This window comes from Methanobrevibacter thaueri (assembly GCF_015062905.1).
GTDB classification, from domain to species: domain Archaea; phylum Methanobacteriota; class Methanobacteria; order Methanobacteriales; family Methanobacteriaceae; genus Methanocatella; species Methanocatella thaueri_A.
The window spans coordinates 1-12213 of sequence record NZ_SUTK01000016.1 but is presented as its reverse complement, the minus strand read 5'-3'; the positions used below and the strand labels follow the sequence as shown (position 1 = coordinate 12213).

Here is a 12213-nt window from a genome sequence, read left to right as displayed (position 1 = left end):
AAAAAACTAATCATTAAATAATAACAAAAAAGGAAGACACAAATGAAGAAAAAATTTGAAATCAAATCACATGACGGCCCAGGCAGAATTGGAAAAGTGGATGGCGAACTGACTCCAAAATTATTTTTAAGAAATGAATTAAAAATCGCCCCAAACCAAGGATCAGCATATAATGTTGACCGTGAAATTGCTGAATTTAATGTTAGAGAAACATTACGTCTAGCCAAAGAGAACGTCGATGAATGTGACATAGCCGTTATCCAAGGTTCAAAATACATTGATTTGAGAGTTGACTGCCTGAATAAATTAGAGGAAATTGGCTACAACGGGTTTATCATAGCTAACGGAGATGCCCTGTTGACCAATCCGAAGGAACTTGTTGAAGTCATCGTATCCCTAAAAAGACAGGCGCAAAAAGACAGCTATTTCATTTTTTCATTTAGTGAACTATCCTTTATGCCTATTTTAACATATATGGGGATTGATGGTTTTCTATCTGATTCCGCCAATTATTACAGTCATTTAAATGTATTGCAAACTCCAACAAAAGCGTATGATTTAAATTCCTACCCAATCTATGAAAACATTTCGCAAAGTGAATTAGAAACTAAAAACATGGAAAATATGGAATTTGTCATCCGTGAAATTCATGCCCATATGAAAAACAAATCCTTAAGAAATCTTGTGGAAGAGAGGTCCGGAACAACTCCACAAAACATCTCAACCTTAAAAATACTGGACAGGAACCATATGGATTATCTGCTTGAATATACACAATTATTTTAGGATTTTAAATGATGAAATAATATCCTTAAACTCACTTTCAGACTCTCCAGACACGTCCAACGTCCTCATTTCAAAAATGAATATCTCACCGTTTTCAATGAATACGTAAGTGTGAATATCAAAATTAATTTCGGGAGTGTCCATATTTGCATGGAGCTTAATGGCATCCATACCTGCAATTTCTACAAAATCAGACGCTAGAATCACACCGCCATCATCGCTTAGAGCGTCTTCCATGAATATTTTATAATCTTCCAAATTGGTGGCAGTGGGAAACATGACTGCATTAATCAGGTTATCCTGACCTTTTGATAGAGTGGCTATGCAGTCTGGATTTGAAAGGATATCCGCTTTTTCGACTTCCCAACTGGTCGGGTATTCGAATGAAACCTTTCCGGTGTTGAATGTTTTCATCAATCTTCCTCTTCTTTTTTTGAAACATCAATTGTTTCAAGGGATTCCTCGTCAATAGTGTCAATATATTTGGAGAACGGTTCAGGAAGTTTTGGCATTACCTCTTTTAAGATTTCAGCTGCATCCAATTCCAAGGCCTGACCTGAAAGCAATTGGTTAACATCAAAGTCAAAATCAAAAGGTTTGAGCAAGTCATCGGTAGGTACCCTTAAATTGATTTTCTTCTTGTTCAATATCATTTTAAGAGTGCTTGTATTTCTAATTTGCTCGTTCATATCCTCAACAGTGCTTTTTATATCATATGCTATAGCCTTGTTCTTCTCGTTTACATCATGTTTGGCTTTTTCAACGGATCTGTTCAAGTCAGCAGCAAGCAGGGCATTTCTTCTGTTGATGTTATCCCTGGCCTCATCAATAACTACATTGATTGCATTGAGGATTGACTTATTCAATTCGACATTGTAAGCCAAAATCATCTTATTCTTGTAATCAAGCTCCTTGAAGATTGCGACCCTTTCATCATTAATCTTCTTATTCTCCTCATTCAACTCATGAATCTCATCTTTTGCTTTCAAAAGCTCATTTTTATAGACCAATTCCTCCTTAAGAGAATCTACATCATCAAAGAATGAAGATTTGAGAGTTTGAATCTGATTTTCCAATTCTTTAATCTCAGCATCCTTGGCCTCGATTATATGATAAAATTCATCAAGCCTTTCATCAGAAAATTGATTATCAATCAGTTTTTGATAGTCATCCTGAGACAAGACTTTTACCAAGTCATCATCTTCAAAAGGGTCCTCTTTTTTAAGACTGACCTGCTTCTGTTTAGATTCCTTTTCTACAGCATTTCCATTTTTATCCTTACTGGTATACTTTTTAGTATAAACCCTAACGGTTCTAAGTTCCTCACTATCCATTATTGACACCCACTCTATATTTATAAATTTGATTATTTGTTAGTTAAATAGTTAATCATTGGATAATTAAAAAAAAATAAAAAAAAGAAAGAAAAATAATTTTATAACTCGCTTTCCTTTTCCATCCACAATAACATTGCCTCTTCGATTGCTTTTGAATACCAACCTGTTTTGAATAACATCTTATTGGAAGCTAATTTGCGAAAATTCAAGTCAATGTCATTATTGATGCTAATTGTGACACGTCTGTTTTTTGTCATAGAAATAGATTGTACATACTAGTTAATAAATGTTTTAGTGTTTTCTCAGGCCATTTTGACATGTGATTTTGAATATTGATTTAGAATCACATGAGAACAATCATGACTTTTCAAGACCGGAAAAAAATAAAGAAACTGAAGAAATGACAGAAAAAATATATTAATTTAGAGAATAGACTATTATTTAAGTAAAAATTAAGTCATTAATTCAAAGGTGGGAAAAAAATGTCAAAGATGTCAAAAATTGTAGAAGCAGGATTGAAACGCACCCTTAAAGAAACCCTAGAAGACAAGGATAAAGCTGATGAACATATGGAAAAGCGTTCTGTTGTGGAGGATAAACCCTTCAAGATACCAAAATTAATTTATCGAACAAAAGTCAAGAATGAAGAAATGTTCGGATGCCAGATTATTACCTTTAATGAATCCGAAGACACCGAGCATATAGTCATCTATCTTCATGGAGGAGCATATGTAGATGAGATCACAATTCCCCACATCATTTTCTGCGACAAAATTGCTAAAAAGACCAACTCAACCGTGTATGCTCCACTGTATCCGCTTGCACCAAATCATACCTATAAGGAAACTTACCCAATCGTTGAAGAACTTTATGAATCAGTATTGAAGATCGGAAAGCCAATCACCATCATGGGCGACTCATCCGGAGGAGGCTTGTCTGCGGCATTTTGCGAATATTTGGCATGCAAAGACTTAGCACAACCGGAACACCTGATTTTAATATCTCCTTGGGTTGACGTGTCCATGTCCGGAGAATACAAAGGGTTTGTTGACATTGACCCGATATATGGAGTTGACGGCCTTCGTGAAATGGGCAAGGCATGGGCAGGAGATTTGGATCCGAAAGACTATAAGGTAAGTCCATTATTTGGAGATGTGTCCAAACTTCCTGAAACAACAATATTTTTGGGAACACATGAAGAACTTTATTCAGACTTAACTAAATTCTATAATAAACTTAAAGAAAATGGTGTTGAGGCCCAATTGATTTATGGTGAAGAAATGGCTCATGTTTATCCTATTTATCCATTGGTTCCTGAATCAAAGGAAGCATTGAACAAGATTGTTGAAATCATTTTGGGTTAATCCAATGGGAGGCGCCTATCTTTGACTTTCCTTTTTAGAGTTTCCAAGTCATCGGAAATGATAAAAATCTTTTCACAACCAACATATGTCTTGTAACTCCAGCCATCCCCATATTCAGATATTACATAGTCATCTTCATTTAGGTTAGTTTCATCTTCCGGAATGACTTCATCATCAATTTTTTTATCCTTGGACCTGTTAATTTCATTAATTGCTAAGAAAAACCCTCTGAATTTGGGATTCCCCAATTGCCCTTGAATATACCATTTCATAATCTCATTTTGAGCCAATCCTACAATTGAAGATGCCTTAAAAAAAGATCCGTAGATTTTATACAGATTTAAAACAGTTAAACTATATTTTCTAGAATAATCAAATGAATATGTTCCATGCTTTAATTGGTCATGCTTTAATAGAAATTTAAGAGAATTTTTTCTTCTTTGTAAATTATTCAATGCATTTTCAGTTCCCATTAGATATATTATGAACTTAAACGCATATAAACTTAACAATATTTAACCAATACTTTTCAATAGAAAATCAGGTAAACTCTATCGCTTGATAGATGTGAAAAAATGACAATCAAAAAAGTTGTAGTGGCCGGAGGAGAATTTCTTGGAATACGTGACAATCAGCTTGGAAGCAAACGTAGATACCTTAGAACAATTGAAAACTTATACCTGCACATATTGTATAATACAAACCAATAAATGTTGGAAAAGTATTTTAAGAACTATAAATCCTTTTTCTTCTTTTTTTGAAAAGTCGAAATGAAAACATTTATATATCATTAAAACATAATTAATAATCGATGTGAAGTAAATTTCATATCTCAAGATGAACATCAGTCAAACATTTTATAATCTCCAAAATGATGAAAATATGTTCATGGAAGTAGCCAAACAACTACTTCCAACTCCCCCAACTTTTTTTAAAAAATCAAACATCATCAAGTATTTTAGAATCCGCTCCGGCAATTTCCACCAGATATTCGGCTTCAACAATATGGAGCTTTGATGGAATGACTATGCAATGGAGAGGACCGCCAAAATCAAAATCAATCAACTCGGAAATCTTTCCCGCCTTGACAATGACATCCTTTGATCCGACACGGGCAATGCCCATGGCCAATGTATCCGGAGAAATCAACCCTTCACGGCCCAGTTCATCATAAATGCTCATTAAATACTCCAAACCTTGATTGACAGTCATGTAACGGTCTTTATGAGCTTGGATATCAAGCAAAACCAAAGTATGCAAATCCATTTTGAGATTTTCCTCGATAGCCTCATATGGAGATTTTGGATAGAAATTATAATCAGGAAACGGTATTGTGGTTACTTTTCCAAATTTATATCCCTGAAGGCCAGAAATGGCCGGTGCTGAGGATAGAATTGAAGACCCATGAATCACTTCAAAATCGATACCCTTTTTAGAACATTGAACCAGAAAATCGCTGTGGGTAGTTGCAATTAATGGGTCGCCACCCGTAATCAGAGCCACATCACTGGTTTTAGCCTCTTCAATAAACTTATGTTCCTCTTCAACCTCTCCCCTGATTAACACTTCAATTTTTTGGCCTATCAACTCTTCAATGGCTTCGAAACTTGAACCGAATAATCGTGATGTGAAAAATTCGGCATAGATTTTATCAACATTTTTCAAACATTCCAATCCTTTAAGAGAGATATCCTTTTCATCAAATAATCCTAAACCAACTAAATAAAACATGATATTATTTATATAATCTAAACATAAATAACTTTATGAAATGTGTAAAAGTTCCATTAAAGCAAATAAACGACACTCGCATTAAATTAATGTCTGACGGATTAATGGATATGGAATATAGAATAAAAACAACAGATGAATTCGGATATATTCCCATAACAGAAGATATTGACGGTTATACCATTGAGGATATCGATTTGGAACCGGTGAAAAAAGTCCCCCATAATTTTGCTGAAATACTTAAAGACGAATTGAGTGCAGAGGAAATCGAAAACCTAAAAACATCCTTTGACACAATCGGAGACATCGTCATCTTAGAAATACCTGATGAGTTATGCGCTAAAAAACAGATTATAGGTGATGCGGCATATAAATTCACCAAAAGAAAAGCGATTTACATGAAAAAAAGTGCAATAAAAGGAACAATTAGAGTGCGTGATTTGGAGTTTCTCTCAGGGGTTGATGATTCTGTGACCATACATAAGGAACATGGAGCCAGACTAAAATTGGATGTTCGAGAGGTTTATTTTTCACCAAGGCTTGCAACTGAAAGGAAAAGGGTGATGGAAAGCGTAGGAGATGGTGAAAAAATCCTGGACATGTTTTGTGGAATAGGGCCGTTCCCAATAGTCATTGCAAGAAACAAAGATGTCGACATCACTGCGGTTGACATTAACGAAGCCGCAATCAAATACCTAAATGAAAATATCATGATGAATAAACTGAAAGGCAATATAGAAAGTTATTGCGGAGATGTGCGAGAAGTGAGCAAAGGGTTTAAAACAAAATTCGACAGGATAATCATGAACCTTCCAGGTCTTGCCTACACTTTCCTTGATGTGGCCGTTGACTTAATTGAAGATAATGGAATAATCAATTATTATGAGTTTTCTGATTCATATGAAACCGGAATAAAACGCTTAGAGGATGCATGTAAAAAAGCGGGAAAACAAGTTGAAATAATCAATACACGTAAAGTTAAATCCATTTCACCAGACGAATGGCATGTCGCCATTGATGGAAAGGTCACTTCCCTAAAAGAATGATACATCACTGTCGTGTATCTCGTTACACAATTCAATAAATGAATATGCCTCATCCAGATTATCAAAGAAGTTTTGTGAATACACCTTAACGTCAGGTGATGCAAACCTTTGATAGATATTTTTGATCCTATGACTTTCGACATTACTTGAAATCATTAGTGAAACTTTTTCATTGGAACTGATAACATTCGGAATTTCATCTTCGCTATCAATTAAAACGACATTATCAAAAACAGGATTTTTAAAGCTGACAACAGTTCTGCTATCGCTTGAACAGCTTTTATCGAAAATTTCTTTTAATCCATTTGCAAAATATTCCTCACCAAACTCATCAATACAATATTTCCTAAGCCTTGAAGATATATGGGAATATTTAACAGAATCCGAATAGGTATCCAATATAAATCTCACAATCTCATCAATACCCTCAAAAATGAGCTTTCTAGGATAGACATATTCAACGCCAGGCCATTTAATTAGAAGGCTAATTGTTGAATCGGCAAAGGCTTCTGTTGGAGACAAATGGGATCCTTCGATATCACTTAAAGACAATACATAGCCAATATCCTGAAACATGTCCTTTCTCTCAACCCAACCTCTGTTGACAATGGAATCCCCTAAGCTATTTTCTTCGATAAATTCCTCACAGGCATTAAAATATTCTATTTGTTCAGGATTATCTTTCCAATGCATTTGAGTATAATCCTTTCCATACAGATACAACTTAAAATCATCATGCTCTTTTAATTGATTCAATATGTTTAAAGCTCTCATATATCCCTTATAACTTGGGGCATAGCCTACAAGGGCAACATGCTTTGAATAATACTTATTTTTAATACTGCTATAAATCGAAGTTTCAATAAAATTATTCAAAACAAACATCTTTTCGCGGGGAATCCTGAAGACATTGGAAAAAATCTCCAGTAAAAAATAATTTATCGTTATAACCCCACATACATTTTCAAAATTAATCATGTTCCCATAATCCAATGTTATTTCGTATCTATGAGCCCTAATGAATAATTTCTGATTTTTTGAAACATTTTGTGAATACCAAGGAGTGTAATATTCCATCCACTCGCATAAAATAATATCAGCCCATTTCAAAAGCTCAACTGATTTGCTAGGCACATTCTTATCTATATTCCAATCCCACTCATCCACTTTAATCTCATAATATTTTTCAAGATATTTGATTGCAGGGACAATGAACTTTAAATCAACACCTGCAATTAGCAAATGAGGTTTTTTAGGTTTAGAATTGAAAATATTCTTTAATCTATTAAAAGACATTAGATAATACTCTATAATTAATTCTGATAAAAATTTGGTAGTAAATTTGTAAAAAAAGAAAAATATTAGAACTGGATTCTGTTTCCAGTCCATAGGTCTTCGTCATTAAATGCGTTATATTTCTTTTCATCTTCAATATATTGGTTTATATCCCTATATAATTTAACTCTGAAGATATCAGGATAAGCGATATACAACATGTCCCCATTATCCCTGGTCTCTTTTACGTAAGTTTCCGCAAACTCGATAATGGTGTTTTCTTCCTTGTTAAAATGATGAACTTCATTTGCACATAAAATCTTAAAGTGTACAAAGTCATCTTTTAATAATTCTTTTACTAAATCTTTAATTAAAGGTGGATACTCAGCTGATTTTTTACTTTTAATCTCCATAATATCACTCAATGCAATTTAACAATATCAAATCTCTAAGTATTACAAAATTTGTAAATTCTAATCAAATTGATTGGTATAGTGTAGAGATTCTAATGATGTTATTTAATAGTTTAAATTTAATCGCTTAAATAGTTTATAGGTTGAAAATTTAAAAAAAAATATCGAAAACAGCACCTATTGAAATGGGAAATATGAGTTTTGATAATATTAATATATATTAAAATGTAAAAATTGTATTAATAAAGAGAGGTAGTATGATGTTTGAGGAAATTAGAAATTCTTTTTTTGATTACAAAAATTTACTTTTCGAGTCAAAAAAATATTTGCTCGTATATCTAATCTTCATAACAATTACTGGCCTTTCCACAATTTCTAAAAAAAATATTTTATACCCCAAATTGGAGATTGTGACATTTATTCTTGCTGCTTTTTTGGGGATAATTTGTATTCTGTATTACTTTAAGCATAACAGCGAAGAGGAATTGTATAAGGTTGCTTTTGTAAGTATACTGTGTTTTGGTATGATATGCGCTCTGCTCGTCCCGATTTGTGGCGTCAGCGATGAACTGGAGCACCTTACACGTAGTGAAATTACATCCGAGGGAGTCATATTCCCTCATTGGACAGGGTATGATATTGGAGTCGATAGCCTCTATAACCATACTGAACATGAGAAGACAAGTTCCGTAATCAATGAGGGTGCAGGATATAGAACAATTGGAAGTATGGGCTTTTTTGAAAGCGTATATGATGAGGAAGTCACGGTTCAGGCAACGCCTTATGATAAAGACAAGATAAACTATACTCCAATGATTCAAAACTCCGCATTTGAGCAGAACCCCTTTTACGGTTATCTTCCTCAGGCCATCGGCATTTTGATTGCCAAATTTCTTGATTTGAATGTAATCTGGATACTTTGGCTTGGAAGAATGTGCAATCTCATATTCTATGCCTCTTTAGTTTCACTGGCCATTAAGAAAGTTCCTTATCTAAAGATTCCGCTTTTAAGCGTAGCATGCATTCCCGTTGCAATCTGTCAGGCTGCATCGACAAGTATCGATTCGATGATTTTCGGATTGGGGATACTTGCAATAGCATATTTCATTTATCTGTGCCACTTGGAAGACGATTCGATTGACATTAAAGAAATTGGAATATTTTCCATTATTTGTCTATTGCTGGGCCTTTGCAAATTGCCTTATCTGGCATTTGTATTCCTATTGTTGTTCATACCTTCCAATAAGTTAAAAAAGGATAAGAACATGTGGTTATACATCCTTTTATGCATATTTGCAGTAGGCATCATAGGAGTAATCTGGAGCAGCTTTTCAACCAATACCCTTGCCCACTCCTGGAGATCCAAATATAACCTTATCAATTCGACCCAACAGCTAAGTTTGTTATATAACCAGCCTTCCTTCATACTTGAATTTTTAAACAAGATATTCGGAGAGGAAGCTATAACAATGATATTCGGATTTTTCAACTTCTACGGATCAGACAAGGCATCATATACTGACCATTATACACTAATAACAACATTAATTCAAATATTTTTAATATTTACCCTTATCCTCTACCCTACAAAAGCAAAATTCGGCCTAAAAACTAAAATTGGAGCCCTTATTGTATTACTGATGGTTTATGTTGGAACCGATTTTATCCAACTATTAACTTGGGCACGTGTTGGAAGAACCAATTTAGGAACCAGCCTCAGATATTTCATACCATTGATTGGCTTAATCCCAATCATACTCCATACAAATAAAATAAAAGCCGATAAAAGAATAGACAATTACTCAATAGTTATAATAATTGGTTTTATGGCTGCATTGATTCTGGCATTTGCAACAAAATATTATTAGTCCGATTAAATTCTTTCAAATAATCCCTAAAAAAAATTTTCAAAAATAACCTTATTTACTGATTTAGCCCCTTAAAATTGTATTTTAAGTGTAAAAACATTTATATAGGTAGAATTATAAATCTTTATCTACTCATTATGAAATACTATTTTTAGTAATATAATATTTGATATAAATTTTTCGTAATGGGAACGAGGTGTAAAACATTTCAATTAAAAATAAGACATTGTTGATATCTCTTGCATTAATGTTCTTCCTGGTATTGGGTGCAGTTAGTGCAGTGGATTCAACTGATGTTCAAGTTAAAGAAGATTCAAATTTAGATGATGGTGTGCAAACATCATTATCCCAAGACAAATTAGAAATTTCTGACGGGGATTCTATCTCAAACGCCAATACTGTTAATTCTCAAGATGATGATCTAAGTTATTCCGACGAAGCTGTTGCGGATGGCAATGGTTCCAATGAGAATAATGGTGAAGATTTACAAGCTTCAGATGTTGAAGATAACAATAATGATGTAGTTGATTTAAGTCCAAGTGGCAGTGATGATGACCTAAGTTTAAATGATGGCGAATCTGTTTCTGAAAGTACTCAAAACAAGGCCAATACTAAAATCACACCTGACACTGCAGATACCTACATTCTCCCTAACAGCCAGTATTATTTTACAGTCACATTAAAAAGCGCTGACAATAAACCTATCAGCGGTGCAAAAATATACTTTACTTTTAGCGATAAAAAAGTAACTTCTTTGACAGACAAGAACGGGAAAGCCACTATAACTATTCCTGCTCTTCCAAAGGGTACTTACAATATCACTTATACCTTTGATGGGGACTCAAGTTATGCTAAATCTTCAGGAATCGGACAGTTACATGTTCAGGATTCAACCGTATATTTCAAAACAGAAAATATGAAAATGACCTATAAAGACGGATCCCAATTCAAAGTTAAAGTTAAAGATGCAAAAACTAAACAGCCTCTCGCTTATGTAAAGGTTAAATTTACAATAAATGGCAAAACATACGTAGATTATACCAATGGAAGAGGAAATGCATATTTACCTATTGATTTAGCTCCTGGTACCTATAAAATTAAAATCAAATATTCATTATTAGGAAAGGAAGATTATCAATTAGTCTATAAGGAAATTACCGTTGAAAAACAAGACGTTCGTTTAAAAGCTTTTAACTTAAATATGAAGTATAAAGACGGTTCTACCTATGACGTAATTGTTAAACAGAAAGGTAAATACATGAAGAAGGTTTATGTTCAATTTACTGTAAATGGTAAAACTTACACTAAAAAAACTAATTCAAACGGCTATGCTAAACTGCCAATTAAACTTGGTGTAGGTTATTATCGTATTAAAACAGTTGTTTCCGATCCATATTACAAATCAAATACAAAATCTAAAAAGGTTTTAGTGGACGGAACCAAATTTATTGCCGAATCAATTGATGCAATTGCTGGCAAAAATGTAGTTTATACATTGAAAGCTGTTAACGGTAAAGGCAAACCTATAAAATACGTTAAAGTTTGGTTCAAGGTGAACGACAAAACCTATAAAACAAAAACAAATAAAAAAGGTATTGCCAAAGTCAATATAGGCAAATTGAATAAAGGAACCTATAAGATTAAATTTGCACGCAACAATGTGTTTAGAGGATCTGCAAAAATATACGTTAAAGAATTATCTCCGTATCAAATGGCTTCCGCTAACTGTCAAGTTGACAATGAAAAAATACAGAAATTGGTTGCTCAGCTGATTAAAGGAAAAAAATCAGATTATGATAAAGCTAATGCCATTTTCGACTATGTTAGAGACACTATATCTTACAGTTTCTACTATGACACCAAATTCGGTGCAGTAGGTACATTGGAAGCAGGAACAGGAAACTGTGTAGACCACTCCCACTTGCTTGTAGCAATGTATAGGGCAGCAGGCCTTTCTGCAAGATATGTTCATGGAACATGTACCTTCTCAAGCGGCAGTACATACGGACACGTTTGGACCCAAGTATCAATCAATGATAACTGGATTGTTGGTGATGCGTGCAGTATTAGAAACTCGTTCGGAACTATAGTAAATTGGAATACTGGTTCATATAGTCTTCACGGCTATTATGCAAGTTTACCATTCTAATTTTCTATTTTTATTTTTTTTAATTTTTTATCTTTTTTATAATAATTTTCTAGTTTTTCAAAAAATAGTATTGATACTTGCTTTTGTGGCGTAATATCATTGCCAAATATAGTTATATAATTAAAAAAAAAATAAGATTTGAGAATTATCGCTTAAATCGGATCAATAATTCCCTTTTCAGTAATTATTCCAGTAATCAGTTCTTTTGGAGTTATGTCAAAAGCTGGATTTATAACTTCGGTAC

The 12213-nt window shown here is 33.6% G+C and carries 14 protein-coding genes; 6 read left to right on the top strand and 8 right to left on the bottom strand.

Annotated features, from left to right (window positions below):
- Nucleotides 1–42 precede the first annotated feature (42 nt).
- Nucleotides 43–786 (top strand): archaeosine tRNA-ribosyltransferase, encoded by a 744-nt coding sequence (locus E7Z79_RS04745; protein ID WP_303738828.1) that lies wholly within the window; start codon nt 43–45, stop codon nt 784–786.
- On the opposite strand, the gene E7Z79_RS04740 is transcribed toward E7Z79_RS04745, so the two are convergent.
- The 3 genes from E7Z79_RS04740 to E7Z79_RS04730 form a co-directional block, all read right to left on the bottom strand.
- On the bottom strand, nt 778–1200 hold the full coding sequence (locus tag E7Z79_RS04740) for a hypothetical protein (RefSeq protein WP_303738827.1): 423 nt from the start codon (nt 1198–1200) through the stop codon (nt 778–780). The genes E7Z79_RS04745 and E7Z79_RS04740 overlap by 9 nt on opposite strands.
- Nucleotides 1200–2120 (bottom strand): hypothetical protein, encoded by a 921-nt coding sequence (locus E7Z79_RS04735; protein ID WP_303738826.1) that lies wholly within the window; start codon nt 2118–2120, stop codon nt 1200–1202. The genes E7Z79_RS04740 and E7Z79_RS04735 overlap by 1 nt, the downstream gene beginning before the upstream one ends.
- Nucleotides 2121–2221: 101 nt before the next feature.
- The gene (locus tag E7Z79_RS04730) at nt 2222–2380 is read right to left on the bottom strand and encodes a hypothetical protein (RefSeq protein ID WP_303738825.1); all 159 of its coding nucleotides are present in this window, start codon (nt 2378–2380) and stop codon (nt 2222–2224) included.
- Between the two features lie 225 nt (nt 2381–2605).
- Here E7Z79_RS04730 and E7Z79_RS04725 point away from each other — a divergent pair, with 225 nt between their 5' ends.
- Nucleotides 2606–3487 (top strand): alpha/beta hydrolase fold domain-containing protein, encoded by an 882-nt coding sequence (locus E7Z79_RS04725; protein ID WP_303738824.1) that lies wholly within the window; start codon nt 2606–2608, stop codon nt 3485–3487.
- Here E7Z79_RS04725 and E7Z79_RS04720 read toward each other — a convergent pair.
- The gene (locus tag E7Z79_RS04720) at nt 3484–3960 is read right to left on the bottom strand and encodes a hypothetical protein (protein WP_303738823.1); all 477 of its coding nucleotides are present in this window, start codon (nt 3958–3960) and stop codon (nt 3484–3486) included. The two genes, E7Z79_RS04725 and E7Z79_RS04720, sit on opposite strands and share 4 nt — an antisense overlap.
- A 102-nt stretch (nt 3961–4062) precedes the next feature.
- On the opposite strand from E7Z79_RS04720, the gene E7Z79_RS04715 reads away from it, so the two are divergent.
- Entirely contained in the window at nt 4063–4197 is a 135-nt protein-coding gene (locus E7Z79_RS04715; protein ID WP_303738822.1) for a hypothetical protein, read from the top strand.
- Nucleotides 4198–4426: 229 nt separating this feature from the next.
- Here the strand turns inward: E7Z79_RS04715 and dph5 are convergent, their stop codons facing one another.
- On the bottom strand, nt 4427–5218 hold the full coding sequence (dph5, locus tag E7Z79_RS04710; RefSeq protein WP_303738821.1) for a diphthine synthase: 792 nt from the start codon (nt 5216–5218) through the stop codon (nt 4427–4429).
- Between the two features lie 35 nt (nt 5219–5253).
- Here dph5 and E7Z79_RS04705 point away from each other — a divergent pair, with 35 nt between their 5' ends.
- Nucleotides 5254–6264 (top strand): class I SAM-dependent methyltransferase family protein, encoded by a 1011-nt coding sequence (locus E7Z79_RS04705; protein ID WP_303738820.1) that lies wholly within the window; start codon nt 5254–5256, stop codon nt 6262–6264.
- Here the strand turns inward: E7Z79_RS04705 and E7Z79_RS04700 are convergent.
- Together E7Z79_RS04700 and E7Z79_RS04695 are read right to left on the bottom strand one after the other, a co-directional pair.
- A complete protein-coding gene (locus E7Z79_RS04700) occupies nt 6253–7560 on the bottom strand; it encodes a hypothetical protein (protein WP_303738819.1) in 1308 nt (435 codons plus the stop codon). The two genes, E7Z79_RS04705 and E7Z79_RS04700, sit on opposite strands and share 12 nt — an antisense overlap.
- Nucleotides 7561–7625: 65 nt before the next feature.
- A complete protein-coding gene (locus E7Z79_RS04695; protein ID WP_303738818.1) occupies nt 7626–7952 on the bottom strand; it encodes a hypothetical protein in 327 nt (108 codons plus the stop codon).
- 410 nt (nt 7953–8362) lie between these two features.
- On the opposite strand from E7Z79_RS04695, the gene E7Z79_RS04690 reads away from it, so the two are divergent.
- Nucleotides 8363–9820: a DUF2142 domain-containing protein gene (locus E7Z79_RS04690; protein WP_303738855.1), complete on the top strand. Its 1458-nt coding sequence runs from the start codon at nt 8363–8365 to the stop codon at nt 9818–9820.
- Nucleotides 9821–10049: 229 nt separating this feature from the next.
- Nucleotides 10050–11969 carry an Ig-like domain repeat protein gene (locus E7Z79_RS04685; RefSeq protein ID WP_303738817.1) on the top strand — a complete coding sequence of 640 codons (1920 nt, stop codon included), beginning with the start codon at nt 10050–10052 and terminating at the stop codon, nt 11967–11969.
- 152 nt (nt 11970–12121) lie between these two features.
- On the opposite strand, the gene E7Z79_RS04680 is transcribed toward E7Z79_RS04685, so the two are convergent.
- On the bottom strand, nt 12122–12213 hold a 92-nt coding region (locus tag E7Z79_RS04680; RefSeq protein ID WP_303738854.1), incomplete at its 5' end, for a hypothetical protein.